Raw genomic sequence first — 18328 nt, forward strand, 5'->3', positions numbered from 1 at the left:
TCATTTTATAAAGGGGTGTAAGGATGGAAAGGTTAGGAATGATTACTATTGGTCAAGCACCAAGAAACGATGTCGCACCTATTATTGAGAAATACTTGGATGGGCGTGCTCAGTTGGTTCAAGTTGGGGTATTGGACGGTATGTCAAAGGAATATATAGTAGAAAATTTGTATCCAGACGAGGGAGATTATGTTTTAACATCGCGATTGGTCTCAAATGAATCAGTTATCATGTCGCGTGAGAAAATTAAACTGATTGTACAAGAAAAAATTAATGATCTTGAGAAAATAGGGATTAAACAAATCCTGCTGCTTTGTACAGGTGTATTTCCCGGACTTTCTACTGAGAGCGCCTATTTAATAGAACCTGATCATGTTATTCCACCAGCCGTTAAGGCAATGGTTGGCAGCAGAAGATTTGGAGTCATTGTCCCGCTAGATGAGCAAAAAGAATCATTAATATCGAAGTTTTTACCATTTGGGTTATCACCTACTTTTGGTGTTGCATCGCCTTATCATATTGATCCAAAAAGCTTTGAAGCAGCTGCAAACGAACTGAAAGATAAAGTAGATATTATTTTACTCGATTGCATGGGTTACACAGAGAAAGCAAGGGAAATGGTTTCACAAGCAACAGGTGTGCCAGTTATACTTTCTAATGCCATTATGGCAAAATTAACATCAGAAATGATATAAAAGGGTGATTAAAATGAATCAACAGTTAATCGAAATTAGCAAAAATGTATTGGTGAAATGTTTAGGACTCAAAGAGAACGAATTGTTCCTTGTTGTAACCGATGATGTTAAAAAGGAGTTAGGTGAATCCTTATTCGAAGCAGGAAAATTACTTGGTGCCGAAAGCATGTTAATGGTGATGAAGGAACGAAAAAAATCAGGTGAAGAACCGCCCGCTTCCGTAACAGCAGCGATGATTGAGGCAGATGTGGTAGTATGTCTTACTGAACACTCATTAACACATACAAAAGCAAGAAAGAAGGCTGCCGCCGCAGGGACACGATTGGCAACAATGCCTGGTATTACCGAAGATATGTTTTTGGAAGGAGCGATTTCTGCTGATTATACGCAAGTGAAATTTTTAACGGATGTCGTTACTGATATTCTAACTGAAGGAAAAGAGGTCAGGATCGAAAAGGAAGGATATACACTCACCTTTTCCATAGATGGCAGGGATGGAATTCCAAGTACAGGAATGTATCTAAATGCTGGAGAATCAGGTAATCTGCCCTCAGGTGAAGCCTATGTCGCACCATTTGAGGGAACAGCAAATGGACAAATCTTAATTGACGGCTCGATTGCAGGGATTGGCCGACTAGAAACTCCTGTGCTTTTAACAATTGAAAATGGTAGGATTGTCTCTGCCGAAGGAGAGGCAGGAGTTAGACTCTTAGAAATTCTTGGTGATGGCGACGGTAGACTGCTAGGCGAATTTGGAATAGGTACAAACGATAAGGCAAGAATCACAGGCGTTGTATTAGAAGATGAAAAAGTATATGGGACGATTCATGTTGCTTTTGGAAGCAATAACACTTTTGGTGGGACAATCTCTGCCGGTGTACACATCGATGGGGTCGTTACCATACCGGATGTTTATATTGATGATGAATGTTTGATGGAAAAAGGAAGTTTTAAACAATAAAAGAAACACCAAGTTTGCTATAGGGAAAAAGGTGGTTAGTATGACGAAACTTATTACCGGCAGGTTAGAACTAGAAGGGATTGACCTACCTAGTAATTTCCATAATCAAACGATAAATGTGCTTACTGCTCATGAATCCGTCCGCGGATTTGAACAAAAACGAATTCCTGAAGAAATGCTGCAGGCTATTATCACTGCTTCCCGTAGTGCTCCAACATCATCCAATCTACAGGCTTACAGTATCATCGTTGTCAAAAATGAACAGCGAAAAGATAAACTTGCCCGTTTGTCTGGAAATCAAAAGTTTATCCATGAGGCACCTGTTTTTCTATTATTTTGTGCAGATATTTTTCGGTTGAAATATGTTACCGCTAGACAAGAGTATGGATTTGCAGCAGATACACTTGAGATGTTTTTACTTGCCGCAATGGATGCTTCGTTGGCCTTACAAAACGCAATTGTCGCAGCAGAATCTCTAGGCCTTGGATGTTGTCCGGTAGGTTCCATTAGGAATGATCCTATGGCGGTTGCCAAGGAGCTTAAACTGCCAAAGGGTGTATTTGCTGTCTCAGGTTTAGCGATTGGATTTGAGAGGGAGGGAGTGAGGCGAGGTGTTAAACCGCGGCTTCCTGCCAAAGTGACTGTACATGAAGAAACCTATTCCAGTGAAGAATTGGATAAGTATTTGAATGAATATGATCAAACAATGATTTCACGAAGAACATATGATGGACGGCGCGTTTCTTTAGCTGGTGAACCAGAAAAAGAGGGAATAGAGTATGGGTGGTGTGAGCATACTGCCCGCCGCTGCACTCGTCCTGAAACCATAGCTGTATCTGCAAGCTTAAGAGAAAATCTTAAACATATTCTGAAAGAGTATGGTTTTTCATTAAAATAAGGAAGGGTGTGGAATGAAGTGGAAGTAATGGAGGCTGTGAAATCAAGGCGTAGTACAAGGTCCTTTGAACCTAGTAAATTACCGCCTGAATTTATACAAGATATTGAAAGTGCCATACTAAATAGTCCGTCTGGGAGTAACGCACAAGAATCGCACTTTGTCATTGTTCAGGATGATAGACAATTAAGACTAATCAAACGTTTTGCTCCAGGATTATCAGGAGATCCTGCTGCTGTTGTAGTATTTTGCTCCAATGCAACGGAATCAATAAATCGTGGAGGAGTGGATACAGCTGAAGTCCTTCGCTTTGTAAATCTAGGTATCGCAGCAGCATATGTCCTTTTGGCTGCACATTCAAATGGTGTTGGAAATTGTCCTGTCCGTTCCTTTCATCGCAAATCTATTAAAAAGATTCTAAGGCTTCCAGAAGATGTAGAACCAGAATTATTAATTAGTCTTGGCTATACAAGCATGCCTCCCCGTCCTAAAACGAGCAAACTGGCAGTGGAGGTGATTTCACATGACCAATATGGAAACTATTAAGTCAGAGGAACAAATCATCGAAAAGCTACGCGATTATGTAGCATACACACTTACAAGCGCAAAAGGTCTATATCGGGAACCGCATAGTTATGGAGCAATGAGAATGATAGATTCAATGGAAAGGGCTATTTCTCTTCTTCAAGAAGCTGGGATAAAGGATAAAGCGCTCGAAGAGGGGTTATCGAATGTAAGGAAAGAAAGATGGCGTGCGATGACAGATCCAAAAGAATTCGGCAGAGCAATTGATGAATCCGTTCTTGAAATTGTTAATCTTTCGATGAACATTGATAAATAATTTTATGATGCGGGGAATTATCCACTAAATGGATTTTCTAGTTATGTTCATAATTTAGGTGATTCTTTTTTATAATGTTCTGATAAAATAAAAAAGTTCAAAAAGTTGTAATATTTCTGCTGATTTTAAGCTTTTTACTTTTAGTATAATAAAAACATAAGAAAGGTGGAGAAACAAATGAGAAAACGCAGTATAAGCTTTAAGAAATTAGTGGATGATAATAAACAGGAACTAAAAAGTGATGTAAAAGCAATGGAGAGAATTGAGGCGAAAATTGATAAAAAACATTCAAAAAGATAAAAATTTCATATATTGCTATAAAAAAAGAGCAACCCTATTAGAAATGGTTGCTCTTTATCATTTATTTTAGGAGAATTATTTATATTAAATTGATATACTTAATGTAAATGCCTAGCAGTGGAGATGTGCAGCGAATGAACTTTATTACTAAACTTTTTACGAAGGAAAAAAAATTAAAAGTTGACTTCTGTGAAAAAAATCTAAATCGCTTTTTGCCTGATGAGCTTCAAAATGAATACAGTGCTTTTTTGGGTAAAAAAAATATTGAATATAAAGAGTACCATTGTCAAAGTAGATGTGAGGAATGCAAAATATCTCCTTATGCGATTGTAAATGGTGAATTTATTGCAGCTAAAGACTCAAAGCAATTATTGGAAAAACTTAAACATCTAGAGGTTGATAAAAAGTAGTTTACAACTTATTTGCAGGGTGTTATAATATTTCATGTACTATTTGTTGGGTGCTATTAATGCGGGTGTAGTTTAGTGGTAAAACCTCAGCCTTCCAAGCTGATGTTGTGAGTTCGATTCTCATCACCCGCTCCAATTCATCTAAATGGGCCTATAGCTCAGCTGGTTAGAGCGCACGCCTGATAAGCGTGAGGTCGATGGTTCGAGTCCATTTAGGCCCACTTTAATAAATTATCGATACAAAAACCGAACTTTAATTAGTTCGGTTTTTTTGCGTTTATGAGGAAAAGATATGAAAAAGCCTTAAAGAGGAGCAGATAGATGCCTGAACTTCCGGAGATGGAAAATTACCGAAGATTATTAAATCAAAAAATAGCAGGTCAAACCATTACACAGGTACAAATCAATCGTGAGAAATCGGTTAATGTGAACACTAAGCTCTTTATTAATAGTGTCACAAATCAGAAGCTTATGACCGTCAACAGAAGAGGTAAGCATTTATTATTTCACTTAGAAAATGGGCAGGTCCTCCTGTTGCATTTGATGCTTGGCGGCTGGATGTATTTTGGGAGAGAGGAAGATAAACCGGAAAGAACCATACAGGTTCGATTATCATTTGGAAATCACCATCTTTATTTTATTGGATTGCGGCTGGGTTATTTGCATTTATATAGTGAACTGGATGTTCAAAAAGAATTATCTTCATTGGGGCCGGAGCCATTGGACTCTCAGTTCACTTTGCCGGCATTTTTAAAAATACTTGATGATAGACGTGGAAAAATAAAATCAAAACTTCTTGATCAGGAGTTTATTGGAGGGATTGGGAATTGTTACTCTGATGAAATTTGTTATCATGCTGGAATTAAGACGAAACGGAGTATAGAAGACATGGGTGAGCCTGAACGAAATCAACTTTACCAATCGATGAAGCATGTGCTCCTAGATGCTTTAAAGCATGGTGGATACATGGAAAATCCATTTTTCCAAGGGGACAATTTAACGGGGGGCTATAATAATCTCTGTCTTGTGTATGACCGGGAAGGAGAGAAGTGCAAAAGATGTGGCAGCACCATTATTAAAGAAATGATTTCTTCTCGTAAAACCTATTTCTGTCCCAATTGTCAAAAATAGCAAGAATCCTACCTCTTCGGCAGGATTCTTTTTTTTGAAGAGTTTCATAATTTGTCAAAAATATGTTGAACAAATTGTTCCTTATATTGTATAAATGTAATATACTATATATTAATAAGTATAACACATTTGTATTTTTGTTAAAAAATATAACTTAATTAAATTGAAAAGGGGGTCAATGTGATTAAACTGACGAAACGCCAAGATGAGATTCTAAAGATTGTAAAGGAAAGTGGACCTATTACGGGTCAGCAAATTGCAGAAAAGCTTTCCTTAACAAGAGCAGCATTAAGACCAGACTTAGCTATCTTAACAATGGCTGGTAATTTGGATGCCAGACCTCGAGTTGGTTATTTTTTTAATAATAACCAAGAGGTAAAGCATCAGGCAGAGAAATTTCTCCATAAAAAAGTGGCAGATTATAAAGCTCATCCAATCGTAGTAGAAAAATCTACTTCTGTATACGATGCGATTGTTCAACTATTTTTAGAAGATGTCGGTACTCTATATGCGGTAGATAGCAACGGCTATTTAGCGGGTGTCATTTCTAGAAAAGATTTACTAAGAACAGCTATAGGCAATAAAGATTTGCAGGAATTACCCTGCAGTGTCATTATGACCAGAATGCCTAACATTATCACAATCACACCTGAGGAAACAATGTTAGAAGCTGCTAAAAAAATGATTACGAATCACATTGACTCCTTACCTGTAGTGAAAGAAATCAATCCGGGAAACCATACATATTTACTTGTCGGTCGGATTACAAAAACAACCATCACACGAGCATACCTAGAAATAATGGAGCAAAAATCGGTATAAAGGGGAGTGGCAGTAATTTTGGTAGAGAAGGAAGTAGTCTATGTGGTTTCGGACTCTGTTGGGGAAACAGCAGAGTTTGTTGTAAAAGCGGTTGCAACACAATTTAACGGGGGAAATGTAGAGATTCGACGCAATTCCTATGTGGATGATCTAGAAGACATTGAAGATGTCCTTATACTAGCAAAAAAAGGAAAGTCAATCATTGCCTATACGATTGTCATTCCAGTATTAAAGGAGTATTTAGATCGTCGTGCGGCAGAAGAAAACATTAGGGCAGTGGATTTGCTTAGTCCGTTGATGAATGCATTCACCACAAGTTTTAATAAAACGCCTCATCATCAGCCAGGCTTAATGAGAAAACTAGATGAAGAGTATTTTAGAAAAATAGAAGCCATCGAATTTGCGGTGAAATACGATGATGGGCGTGATCCACGAGGAATTCTCAAGGCAGATATTGTCTTAATCGGTGTTTCAAGAACCTCGAAGACACCATTATCGATGTATTTGGCTCATAAACGTTTTAAGGTTGCCAATGTTCCGTTAGTTCCGGAGGTACCAGCACCAGAGGAATTGTTCGAGATTCCGAGGAAGAATTGTATTGGATTAATTATTTCACCCAATAAATTAAACGAAATTCGTATTGAAAGGCTAAAAGCTTTAGGGTTAGGCTCTAAAGCAAGTTACGCAAGTTTCGAAAGAATTCTTGATGAACTGGATTATGCTGAAAAAATTATGAAGCGAGTAGGCTGTCCTATTATCAATGTTTCAAATAAAGCAATCGAAGAAACCGCTGGACTAATTTTGGAAGTGTTGAAAAAAGAGAGGAGCTTATGATGATGGATAAATTCGTTTACTTATTTCATGAAGGAAATGGAGATATGAAGGAAACGCTAGGAGGAAAAGGAGCAAATCTAGCGGAAATGACGCGGATTGGTCTGCCGGTTCCTTATGGTTTTACGATTTCAACACAAGCATGTAATGCCTATTATGATGCAGGAAAAATGATTCCATCGCTCGTTGAAAGTCAAGTATTGGGAGCACTAAACACTCTAGAGGAAAAAATGGGGAAAAAACTAGGCGATGCACATAATCCTTTACTTGTTTCTGTCCGCTCAGGTTCTGTATTTTCAATGCCAGGGATGATGGATACGGTCTTAAACCTTGGAATGAACGATGAAACAGTTATTGGAATGGGGAAGTTAACGAATAATCCTCGTTTTGCCTATGATTCTTACCGCCGTTTCATCCAAATGTTCAGCAATGTTGTCCTTGATATCAATACGTATTATTTTGAACAATTATTAGAAGAAACACGGGAAGAAAAGGGTTATAGCGCAGACCCAGAAATGACTGCTGAGGACTGGAAAGAGGTCATCGAAGGGTATAAACGAATTGTTAAAAAGCATACAAGAAAAGACTTTCCTCAGGATCCGAAGGAACAGCTATTTCTTGCCATTAACGCGGTGTTTGATTCTTGGAATAATCAGCGTGCTATCGTCTACCGCCGCTTAAACAAAATTCCGGATCACCTTGGAACGGCTGTCAATATTCAAAGCATGGTATTCGGTAATATGGGCAATGATTCAGGGACTGGCGTGGCCTTTACTCGAAATCCATCTACTGGGGAGCACGTTCTTTATGGTGAATACTTAATTAATGCACAGGGTGAAGATGTGGTAGCTGGAATTCGTACACCACAGCCAATTCAAACCTTAAAAGATGAGATGCCTGCGGTTTTTAAACAATTCTCAGAAACATGTAAACGTTTGGAGCAGCATTATCAAGAAATGCAGGATATTGAATTTACAGTAGAACGCGGGAATTTATTTATTCTTCAAACCCGAAATGGTAAGCGGACAGCTCAAGCTGCCATTCGGATTGCGGTTGAGATGGTTGAAGAAGGAATTATTGATAAGAAGACAGCCTTGCTTCGTGTCGACCCAGATCAATTAAATCAGCTGCTTCATCGCAGAATAGATGATAAGTATGAGCGTACTTTATTAGCAAAAGGTCTTCCAGCATCACCAGGTGCGGCTACTGGTCAGGTTGTATTTGATGCAGATGAAGCAGAGGAATTAGGAAATGCTGGTAAAAAGGTTATTCTTGTTCGTCCAGAAACAACACCTGATGATATTCACGGAATTGTTGCAGCTCAAGCAATCCTTACAAGCCGTGGCGGGATGACAAGTCACGCTGCAGTTGTTGCGCGCGGTATGGGTAAAGCATGTATTTGCGGATGTGACGCATTAAAAATTGATGTAAAAGCAAAACAATTTAAAGTGGACGAGAAGGTTATCAACTACGGTGATGTAATCACGATTGATGGTTCAACAGGAGAAATCATGCTGGGAGAAATTCCAATGATTGAACCAGAGCTTTCAGATGAATTCCAGCTCTTACTTGCTTGGGCTGACCAAGAGCGAAAAATAGCTGTTCGTGCAAATGCTGATAATCCTGAAGATGCACAAAAAGCCTTTGAATTTGGTGCCGGCGGTATTGGATTGTGCCGTACAGAGCATATGTTTATGGACTTGAAACGTATTCCAATCGTTCAAAAAATGATTTTAGCTGAAACATTCGGCGAGCGTAAGGATGCACTTGCTGAGTTGCTTCCAATGCAGCAAGGCGATTTTGAAGGAATCTTTGAAGCGATGCAGGGATACCCGGTAACGATTCGTTTATTGGATCCGCCTTTACATGAGTTCTTACCAGATAAGGAAGAGCTATTAGTCGAAGTGACAAAGCTGCAAATTCTTGATCCTTCCTCTCCTGAGCTGAAGAAAAAAGAATTACTATTGAAAAAGGTTCGCCAATTAGATGAATACAACCCAATGCTCGGACACCGCGGCTGCCGTCTCGGTATGGTATATCCAGAAATTTATGAAATGCAGGCAAAGGCAATTTTCTATGCTGCGGCTAAGCTTGCTGACAAAGGGATGGAAGTTCAGCCAGAAATCATGATTCCACTTGTTGGTCATGTTAATGAGTTGAAACAAATGCGCCAGCTTGTGATCGATGCTGCTGTAAAAGTGCAGGAAGAAACAGGAAAGCAATTTGAGTACACAATTGGAACGATGATTGAAATTCCACGAGCGGCGATTACCGCTGATCAAATTGCACAAGAAGCAGATTTCTTCTCGTTTGGTACGAACGATTTAACACAAACAACATTCGGTTACAGCCGTGATGATGCAGAAGGGAAATTCCTTCAAAATTATATTGAAAATAAGGTTTTGCCAGAAAATCCGTTTGCTGTCCTTGATCAAGACGGTGTTGGCAGATTAGTAGAAATGGGAGTTAGACTCGGCCGTGGAGCTAAACCTACATTAAAAACCGGAATTTGTGGTGAGCATGGCGGCGAGAAAACGTCCATTGATTTCTGCTACAAAACTGGACTTGATTATGTAAGCTGCTCACCTTACCGTGTGCCGCTGGCAAGATTAGCGGCTGCACAAGCAACGATTCGTCATGAATCAAATAAAAAAGAAGTTTATACAACTGCATAAATTTTGTATGAGGACGTGTACTACGTACCGTTTTTCTTGAGAAACATATAGTTAGCATATCAATTCGCTAAGAATTGGTATGCTTTTTTCTGTTACAATAAATGCGCCTACTTGGGGATATAATTTGTAGATGTTTTCATTTTTTTAATTTTTATTTTCGAAAATTTTAAGAATTGTATGATATGGTTTTCTTAAGTTTTTATAAAGATTAGCGTGGGATGAATCGGAGGTGATTATATGTCCATTAAAATGAGATTTCTGTTGTCTTACGTGGGGGTAATACTGTTTTCTATCACTTTATTCTTAGCTGCTGGTTATTTACTTATTTTTACAATAACGGGCGATGTAAATTCTATAGCGAACTTTTATAAAAAATCTTATCTTCAAAAACCTTTGACTCCTATAGAGGAAAGTGTGTTTCTTGATTTAAAGCTATTGGCAAAAAATAACTCTGAGCAGCTATTAAATATTGAACAACTGAAGAAGATTGAACATCAAGATATCAAAATTGTTGTTAGAAAAGATAAGGACATTGAGTACGCTACTTCCACGTTAGATCAGCAGGCATTGGATACATCACTTCCTAAGTTTGAAGAAACGAATATTAATACGAGGGATTCCATTAAAATAAATGACTTCTTTTTTACGTATGTAAAGTTTGATTTTTACTTTTCAGATAAAAGTAAAGGAAGTATTTTTGTATTGAGGAAGGTAAGCTCGAATGCTCAGTTGATTAGAGAAATGTTTCCCATTTTATTAGGTCTATTGCTGCTTCTGTTTATCATGATTATTGGGTTATTAAACTATATAGTGTCAAGGAGCATTATCAAGCCAATCTCCGTTCTAAAAGAAGGTGCAGAACGGATTAAGTCTGGAGATTTAAATTTTGAAATCAAAACTGCTTCAAGTGACGAAATCGGCCAATTAAATAAAACCTTTGAAGAAATGAGAGTTAAACTTAAGGAGTCGATAACCCTACAGATTCAATATGAGGAAAATCGAAAAGAACTACTTTCAAATATTTCCCATGATTTAAAGACACCGATTACTTCCATAATTGGCTATGTGGAGGGGATAAAAGACGGTGTGGCAAACACCCGAGAGAAAATGGAGAAGTATTTAACCACCATTCACGTAAAAGCAAGAGATATGGATTCATTGATTGATGAGCTGTTTTTATTCTCAAAACTTGATTTAAAGAAAGAATCATTCACTTTTGAAATAATCGAACTAGTTGAATACATGCGGGATTTTGTAGAAAAACTTCATTTAGATTTAGTTCAAAAAGGGATACAGATTACCTATCATACAATGAATCAACCTATGTACGTGACAGCTGACCGAGAGAAGTTAAAACGTGTTTTAGTAAATCTAATAAACAATTGTGTTAAGTATATGAATAAAGATGATAAATACATTTCTATTACTTTGCATGAAGGACCATTTGATGTAGTCGTAGAAGTGACGGATAACGGTTATGGAATTGACCCTTCAGCGTTACCATACATTTTTAATCGTTTTTATCGAGCTGAAATATCAAGAAATTCCCAGACTGGCGGAAGTGGGTTAGGGCTAGCCATTTCTAAACACATTATTGAAGAGCATGAAGGGGAGATTTGGGCAGCGAGTGAGAAAGGCAAAGGTACAAGTGTTTTCTTTTCTTTGAAGAAAGGTGTGTAAGGATGAAAAAGATATTATTGATTGAAGATGAAGTGAGCATAGCAGAATTGCAAAGAGATTATTTAGAAATTAATCAGTTTCATGTTGATGTAGAACATAATGGTGATTCAGGACTACTACTGGCACTTCAAAATGATTATGATTTGATTATATTGGACATCATGCTCCCAGGAGTAAATGGGTTTGAAATATGTAAACAAGTACGCCAAGTTAAAAATATTCCGATTTTGTTTGTTTCCGCGAAAAAAGAGGATATCGATAAAATTCGAGGTCTTGGTTTAGGGGCTGATGATTATATTACCAAACCTTTTAGTCCAAGCGAGTTGGTAGCTAGGGTGAAAGCACATTTAGATCGCTACGAAAGATTAGCAGGGAATCAAGCAAAATCAAATAGTATTAAGGTTAAAGAGATTACGATTGATAAGTCAGCACGCAAAGTTTATCTAAACGGAGTGGACACAGCCTTCACAACAAAGGAATTTGATCTGTTGGTATTTCTTGTGAATCACCCGAATCAAGTATTGAACAAAGAACAGCTTTATGAAAATATTTGGGGCTATGAAATGGCAGCGGATGTTTCAACTGTGACAGTTCATATCAGAAAAATCCGAGGGAAAATTGAAAAAGATCCTGCCCAGCCGAAATATTTAGAAACGGTTTGGGGTGCAGGTTATCGATTCAATGTTTAACCAGTCCGTCACAAAAAGTGGCGGATTTTTTTATAAATATGAACAAATTTTCAGATAAAGTTTATCTTTTTTTAAGAAATTTTTTCGATGGAGTTTAAGATTTGATATTAACATAAAGATAAATTCAAATTTAGTAGGGAGGGTTGCAAGAATGTGAAAAAAACTTACAGGGGTGAAAAATATGTGGAAGTGCCTGACACTAGTCTTAGGCAGTATATTGGTACTGCAGGGTTGTAACTTAAATAACGATAGAGAACCAAATAAACAGGAGATGATTGAGGGGGATATGGAAGAACAACTGATTCAAGCTGCAGAACGTAAAGACGTAGATACTATATTAAGATTAATTGAGGAAGGTGTCGATATTAATACCCAGGATTCAGATGGGCGAACTTCCACAATGATTGCGACTTACAACAATGATACAGAGTCGGCAAAAATACTTATTGATGCGGGGGCAGACGTCAACATCCAGGATGACATGAAAAATAACCCCTTCTTATATGCTGGTGCAGAAGGGTATCTCGACATACTAAAACTTACGATAAAAGCCGGTGCTGACCCATCTATAACAAACAGATATGGCGGAACTGCTTTAATCCCGGCTTCAGAACATGGATATGTAGATGTTATTAATGAACTCCTTACTAAAACGGATATGGATATTAATCATGTAAATGATCTCGGCTGGACAGCGATGCTTGAAGCTATCATTTTAAATAATGGTGATGGAAAACAGCAGCAAACAGTGCAATTATTAATCGATCATGGAGCAGATGTCAACATTCCGGATAAAAATAATGTGACCCCTTTACAGCATGCACGCGAGAAAGGATTTAAAGAGATTGAACATATTTTGGTAAGAGCCGGAGCAAAATAATCAGGTCGAAGTCCATTCCAATAAGAAACAAAATAAGAGGAGACGATAAAATGAATAAAAAAACAAAAGCAGTACCAGCTATACTACTTGGATTAACCCTAGTGCTGGCAGGATTCGGCACAACCACACTTGTAAAATCGAGTGAAGTGAAGGCAGAGCAAACAGAAAATATGAATAAGAAACAAGACAAGGCGACAAAAGGTCAGGAATTCGCTAAAATACTTAGTAACACAAATTGGCAGGGTACAAAAGTTTATGATAAAGATAAAAATGATTTAACGAAAGAGAACGTAAACTTTATTGGTCTAGCGAAATATGATGATGAAACAGCGAGATACGAATTTTTTGATAAAACGACAAAAAACAGCCGTGGCGATAAAGGAACTTTCTTTATCACCAACGATGGAAAGAGTAGAGTATTAATTTCGGAATCAATGGGCTACCAAGCAGTGGTTGAAATAACAGAACTCAATAAAGATATGTTTACTTATAAAAGAATGGGAAAAGATGCGCAAGGGAACGAAGTAGAGGTATTTGTTGATCATATTCCATATAAAGAAACAGAACTTACCTTTACGGATCCCGATAAGACCTTGGAAACAAAAACTGGAGAAATTGTTACAGACAAAGATGGAGATAAAATTTTATCTGACACCCTTTGGCAAGGGACAGTGGCATTAGATGAAAACGGCAATGATGTATCAGCTTATAACCAAAATTATTTGGGTCTTGCTAAATATGATTTTAAGACAAATAAATATGAATTTTTTGATGCGAAAACAGGAAAAAGCCGCGGTGATTACGGCTATTATGATGTTGTGCATGGGAATAAGATAAGAGCCCATGTTTCACTGGGGATGAAGTATGGTGCAGTTCTTGAACTTACAGAGCTGAATGAAAATAAATTCACCTATAAACGAAATGGTAAAGATAAAGATGGTAAAGACATAACGATAACTGTTGAACATATTCCATATAAAGGTGATTTCAAACTGAAATTCACTAAATTTTAAACACAATTTGACATCCGTGAAGGAAATAGTAAAAAACAAACAAGGGAGCGTTTATTGCTCTCTTGTTTGTTTTATCATGGAACAATTTCAAAAACAGTACCTTGGTTAAGATCAGTCACCTTCATAGATCCATAAACTCCTAAATATAGTCTGGTTTGATCCAGATTACTTCCCAAATTAACATAATAAGCGGATTGAGACCCAAAATCATAATTGGGTGTAATGACACTAAAATCATTATATCTACCATCTGGTTTTACAGTAGTGAAAGCTATAGCCCCTCTAACCTGAGGTTGGGATTCTTTCCGGGCAAGATCAGTAAACACAACGCTTCCGGTTAAACCAGGTATACTATTCCCCATATAAGCTTGCACTCCTGTAAGTGCCGTTCCACTAAACTTATTGGGTCGTGGATCCTTATGAAAATAACTAGTTAAAGGTGGAAGACGTCTTGCTGAAGTTTTTATAGCTTCATTGTAAAAAACAATGGTTTTCTCATCTAAACTTGGATTTGCGGAGCAGCCCCTCATCATCGAGGTTGGAAAAGCACCTTCCCACCCTCGCCAGCCAAAGTTAATAAATCCTTCTTGGGCAGGTTCGGAATTCATGAATGAAGCTTGAATAAGCTGAGTCACAGGTATTGGTTTATACTGTATGAATGAAAAAATTGCCTCTTCCAAATCCTGTCCGACATTTCCCACATATTTGATATATTGATGATAAAACCTTTGATAGGAAATGCCTGGTATATTGCGAACACCTTTAGCGATTACCGTAAGCATTTCCTGTATAGGTACTGGAAGTTCATTAAAGCGTGTGACCACGGGTGGATTAGCTATTAAGGTATCCTTAGCCACGTCAATTTCAATTATTTTACCGGCAATTTCCATATCGTCCTGACTTAAATTAAAGGGATCGTAGCCTGATCCACCATCACCAGTTGTTAAAACAAGTTTTCCTGTTTCAGGGGAAAAGTTTAAGCTATTGACACCATTATGATTCATAAATGGTCTTCTTAAGTTAAGCAATGTCCGGCGTTTTTGAGGCTGGCCATTTGTTTGTAAAATCCATTCTTCAACAGTATCAATATGATCAAATTGAGTTTCTCTATTTGTCCATCTTAGGTTTAAGGTTTTAGGATCACATGGGTTAGGCATAAAATCTTCAGAAAGAGCACCTAGACCTTGTGATCCAGTTACTGAATAATGAAGATAAAACAGACCGTTATAATAAAATTGGGGATGAAACGCTAATCCTAGCAATCCCCGTTCATCATAACCTCCAGAAGAACCTAGTTTAATGATTCGCGACCGAATATCTAAAAATGTCTTTAAACTTGAGTTTCCTATGTAAAAGATCTCTCCTAGCTGGGTTGCAATAAATAATCTTTCCATTGAGTCACCAGGCAGTATGGCTGTTTTTAAAACAGTGGGTAAATTTATCTTACTTACAACGGGCCGCAAACGAACGTTAACCACCTATTTTTTCACCCCTTCTAAATGCATTTTTCCTAAAAGAATATGACTAAAACTTTTCTATTAGTACCAAATATGGATTGTGGAGATTCTTTTTGGAGATTAACGACTGGATAATAGTAAATACTAAAAAAAACTCAAAAAAGGAGATTATTATGGGAGCCATTGAACGAAACGGATTTCGCTTTGTACCTGAATATAGTGTCAGCCATCAAAATGGGGCGATTCATGTCTATAACAAGGATCGTTTAATAGAAGAAATCAAATTTCAGTTTTCAGGGGATTTTCCTGAACTAGATCAAATAGAGGACTTGGTGGATCAATACTGCGACCGCCGTCAAATTTAGAAATCGAATACTCGTTCGGTTTCTTGTTTTTTGATATACTAGAATTACCAAAAATATGAAAGGGGGGTAAAATTTGAGTAAATTAACCGCTATTTACCCTCAAGCGATTGAACATACGAAGAATAAAGTAATGGAAGATATGAACTATTACTTAGAGACAAAAGAGAGTCTGCCTTCTTTTAGCCAATATTTAACCGATCGTGGGCATTATCTGGAGCAAATTTGGGTCAATGTCTGGTTGAATAAGGTCACCAATGATGTCCCAAAGAATGAGAAAAAAGAGTTTTTGCGGGAAAAAGGGTTTGAGGTACAGGGAGTGGACCGCAAGCTGATTAATAAACTTTTTCGGGATGAAATGAGAGATTATCAGCCTTTTCATGTATTGAAATGGACGAAGGAAACCTTTGCAGATAAAGAAGAGGAATGGGAACAACGATATCAGCAGGCAAAAGCTGATTTTATAAAAAGACAAGAAGTCACCCGTCTAGAGGAAGTGCGACTTCGAATTCGAGCAATGATAGAAGAGACTGCGGGTGATATGCTTGAGAAGGATTATGCTCAAGTTTATCTATATGTTCGGCATTTTACGGCCAAGCAATTAGCTGCAGACATCAAGAACAATGTGAAATTTAAAAATGTTGATACCTTTGCGCTGGAAGAGAAATTGGAGGACGAAGGTCATTTTAACCCCGAATCATACACAACGGTCGCAAAGTTTTTTGAGGAACTGACAGGGGATATTCATAAAACGGTAAATTGGGGAAGAAGTTTATATGAATATCAAACCTACTTTTTTGTTTACGAAAGCTTAATTTCAGATTATCTGTCAGAACTGATTCCGGAAAGGGTTCTAGAGAATCTTCCAGATGGAATAAAGGAACAGTTCCAAGAAACATTTGGTGAAAAACTTACTCCCTCTTTCATTAAGGGTAGTTTGACACAGCTTCTTTATGAGGTTGAAGACTATTTTATTGAAGATATTCAAGACGAATACCTTTCTGATCTCTTGAAAATTCCTGATATACCATTTGACCTTTCACTTCATCAGCAAATTTTTGAAAAGGACTTTGCTGAAAGAGAACGTAAGAAGGCGGAGGAAGAGGCAGAATTACAACGAAAAAGACAAGAAGAAGAACGAATGATGGAGGATATCTTCGGCCAGGAATACAATCCATCGTTTGGAAAACGGGTTCGATATGTCCTTCATATTGGGGAAACAAATACCGGGAAAACACACCATGCCCTCGAGCGAATGAAAGAAGCACACAGTGGTTTATATCTAGCTCCACTTAGGCAATTAGCGCTGGAGGTTTATGATAAGTTAAATGCTGAAGGAACACCCTGCTCGTTAAAAACAGGCGAAGAAGAAAAAATCGTTCCTGGCGCGAACCATTTTTCATGTACGGTGGAGATGTTTCATGAAAAAGAAAACTATGATGTCGTCGTCATTGATGAAGCACAAATGATTACAGACAAGGATCGTGGTTTTTCGTGGTATAAGGCGATAACCAAAGCAAATGCAAGAGAAGTACATATTATCGGGAGCAGGAACTCGAAACCGATGCTTTTGCAGCTGTTAGGAGAATCGGATATTGTCATCCACGAATATAGCCGTGATATTCCTCTTGAAGTGGAATCAAAGGAATTCCATATTAAACATGTAAAAAAAGGGGATGCGCTGATTTGTTTTTCAAGAAGACGGGTGCTTGAAACAGCTTCTCGGCTCCAAAGTGACGGGCATACTGTCAGTATGATTTACGGCAGCATGCCGCCTGAAACTAGGAAAAAACAAATTGAGCAATTTAACAGCGGCAAAACAAAGGTAATTGTTGCAACGGATGCAATTGGAATGGGCTTAAATTTACCGATTCGCCGGATTGTGTTTTTGGAAAATGAGAAATTTGATGGTACGAGAAGACGGCTGTTAACCTCCCAGGAGGTAAAGCAAATTGCCGGTCGTGCCGGCCGTAAAGGGATTTATGATGTTGGGAAGGTTGCTTTCACAAAAGACATTAGGATGATGAAGAAATTGCTTATTCAAGAGGATGAGCCTGTTCATACCTTTGCGATTGCACCAACTAACTCGGTGTTTGAGCGGTTCCAGCGATATTACCGGGATTTAGGAACATTCTTTGAGCTCTGGGGGAAATTCAACAGCCCGCCAGGAACGAAGAAAGCTTCATTAGCTGAGGAACGGTCACTTTACAACCTGATTGCCGGGACAGAAATTGAAGCACGCTTACCTTTGATGGACTTATATGGGTTTTTACATCTTCCTTTTTCGAAAAATGAACAGGCTTTAACAAGACAATGGGAAGATACGATGTATGCAATTATTCAAGGTACTCCTCTTCCGGAACCGCCATATAAGGAACGAAGCTTGGAGGATCTCGAGTTAGCGTATAAAGCGCTTGGTTTGCATCTGCTCTTTCTGTATCGGTTAGGAGAACGGACGGAGGCTATTTATTGGGAACGGCTTCGTGAGGAAATGAGCGACAAAGTTCAAGATAAATTAAAAACAGATATCAAAAATTTTGTAAAAAAATGCAAAAACTGTGGTAAGAACCTTGCTTGGGATCACTCGTTTCCAACCTGTGACGCCTGCCATAGTGCTAAATATAGAAGAACTCGATATGGTGATGATTTTTAACGATATGATTTTTCAATCATATCGTTTTTTTTT

18 protein-coding genes and 2 tRNA genes are annotated in these 18328 nt (G+C 37.9%); 19 read left to right on the plus strand and 1 reads right to left on the minus strand.

The features are described 5' to 3' along the window. The first annotated feature begins 23 nt into the window (after nt 1-23). The 17 genes from ACY3XC_RS22580 to ACY3XC_RS22660 all read left to right on the plus strand — a co-directional run bounded on the left by ACY3XC_RS22580 (nt 24) and on the right by ACY3XC_RS22660 (nt 13823). On the plus strand, nt 24-695 hold the full coding sequence (locus tag ACY3XC_RS22580) for an AroM family protein (protein ID WP_464870560.1): 672 nt from the start codon (nt 24-26) through the stop codon (nt 693-695). A gap of 13 nt (nt 696-708) precedes the next feature. Continuing rightward, nucleotides 709-1656: an aminopeptidase gene (locus ACY3XC_RS22585; protein WP_464870561.1), complete on the plus strand. Its 948-nt coding sequence runs from the start codon at nt 709-711 to the stop codon at nt 1654-1656. Nucleotides 1657-1696: 40 nt separating this feature from the next. Continuing rightward, entirely contained in the window at nt 1697-2554 is an 858-nt protein-coding gene (locus tag ACY3XC_RS22590; RefSeq protein WP_464870562.1) for an NADPH-dependent oxidoreductase, read from the plus strand. 27 nt (nt 2555-2581) lie between these two features. Continuing rightward, nucleotides 2582-3097: a nitroreductase family protein gene (locus ACY3XC_RS22595; RefSeq protein WP_464870628.1), complete on the plus strand. Its 516-nt coding sequence runs from the start codon at nt 2582-2584 to the stop codon at nt 3095-3097. Beyond that, nucleotides 3075-3392: a DUF6092 family protein gene (locus ACY3XC_RS22600; RefSeq protein WP_464870563.1), complete on the plus strand. Its 318-nt coding sequence runs from the start codon at nt 3075-3077 to the stop codon at nt 3390-3392. The genes ACY3XC_RS22595 and ACY3XC_RS22600 overlap by 23 nt, the downstream gene beginning before the upstream one ends. A 177-nt stretch (nt 3393-3569) precedes the next feature. Further along, the gene (locus tag ACY3XC_RS22605; RefSeq protein ID WP_179160560.1) at nt 3570-3692 is read left to right on the plus strand and encodes an FbpB family small basic protein; all 123 of its coding nucleotides are present in this window, start codon (nt 3570-3572) and stop codon (nt 3690-3692) included. Nucleotides 3693-3826: 134 nt separating this feature from the next. Then, complete coding sequence (locus ACY3XC_RS22610) at nt 3827-4102, plus strand: DUF1450 domain-containing protein (protein WP_464870564.1); 276 nt, start codon at nt 3827-3829, stop codon at nt 4100-4102. A gap of 61 nt (nt 4103-4163) precedes the next feature. Beyond that, nucleotides 4164-4237: transfer RNA gene (locus ACY3XC_RS22615), tRNA-Gly, on the plus strand. A 12-nt stretch (nt 4238-4249) separates the two neighbouring features. Then, a tRNA-Ile gene (locus tag ACY3XC_RS22620) sits at nt 4250-4323 on the plus strand. A gap of 100 nt (nt 4324-4423) precedes the next feature. Further along, nucleotides 4424-5233: a bifunctional DNA-formamidopyrimidine glycosylase/DNA-(apurinic or apyrimidinic site) lyase gene (gene mutM, locus ACY3XC_RS22625; protein WP_464870565.1), complete on the plus strand. Its 810-nt coding sequence runs from the start codon at nt 4424-4426 to the stop codon at nt 5231-5233. Nucleotides 5234-5413: 180 nt separating this feature from the next. Next, on the plus strand, nt 5414-6055 hold the full coding sequence (locus ACY3XC_RS22630) for a helix-turn-helix transcriptional regulator (RefSeq protein WP_179160557.1): 642 nt from the start codon (nt 5414-5416) through the stop codon (nt 6053-6055). 18 nt (nt 6056-6073) lie between these two features. Next, a complete protein-coding gene (locus ACY3XC_RS22635; RefSeq protein ID WP_179160600.1) occupies nt 6074-6889 on the plus strand; it encodes a pyruvate, water dikinase regulatory protein in 816 nt (271 codons plus the stop codon). Between the two features lie 2 nt (nt 6890-6891). Continuing rightward, nucleotides 6892-9561, plus strand: coding sequence for a pyruvate, phosphate dikinase (ppdK, locus tag ACY3XC_RS22640; RefSeq protein WP_464870629.1), 2670 nt, complete (start codon nt 6892-6894; stop codon nt 9559-9561). Nucleotides 9562-9798: 237 nt separating this feature from the next. Continuing rightward, complete coding sequence (locus ACY3XC_RS22645; protein WP_464870566.1) at nt 9799-11241, plus strand: sensor histidine kinase; 1443 nt, start codon at nt 9799-9801, stop codon at nt 11239-11241. A 2-nt stretch (nt 11242-11243) separates the two neighbouring features. Further along, nucleotides 11244-11930: a response regulator transcription factor gene (locus ACY3XC_RS22650; protein ID WP_179160554.1), complete on the plus strand. Its 687-nt coding sequence runs from the start codon at nt 11244-11246 to the stop codon at nt 11928-11930. A 181-nt stretch (nt 11931-12111) separates the two neighbouring features. After that, nucleotides 12112-12810 (plus strand): ankyrin repeat domain-containing protein, encoded by a 699-nt coding sequence (locus tag ACY3XC_RS22655; protein WP_464870567.1) that lies wholly within the window; start codon nt 12112-12114, stop codon nt 12808-12810. A 50-nt stretch (nt 12811-12860) separates the two neighbouring features. After that, nucleotides 12861-13823, plus strand: a complete 963-nt coding sequence (locus ACY3XC_RS22660; protein ID WP_464870568.1) for a DUF4822 domain-containing protein — start codon at nt 12861-12863, stop codon at nt 13821-13823. A 74-nt stretch (nt 13824-13897) separates the two neighbouring features. Here the strand turns inward: ACY3XC_RS22660 and ACY3XC_RS22665 are convergent, their stop codons facing one another. Beyond that, a complete protein-coding gene (locus tag ACY3XC_RS22665; protein ID WP_464870569.1) occupies nt 13898-15301 on the minus strand; it encodes a PQQ-dependent sugar dehydrogenase in 1404 nt (467 codons plus the stop codon). 152 nt (nt 15302-15453) lie between these two features. On the opposite strand from ACY3XC_RS22665, the gene ACY3XC_RS22670 reads away from it, so the two are divergent. Continuing rightward, nucleotides 15454-15645 (plus strand): YbxH family protein, encoded by a 192-nt coding sequence (locus ACY3XC_RS22670; RefSeq protein WP_464870570.1) that lies wholly within the window; start codon nt 15454-15456, stop codon nt 15643-15645. A gap of 73 nt (nt 15646-15718) precedes the next feature. Beyond that, nucleotides 15719-18295: a DEAD/DEAH box helicase gene (locus tag ACY3XC_RS22675; RefSeq protein WP_464870571.1), complete on the plus strand. Its 2577-nt coding sequence runs from the start codon at nt 15719-15721 to the stop codon at nt 18293-18295. Nucleotides 18296-18328 lie beyond the last annotated feature (33 nt).

The sequence above is a fragment of the Bacillus sp. CZDM1 genome (assembly GCF_055502545.1).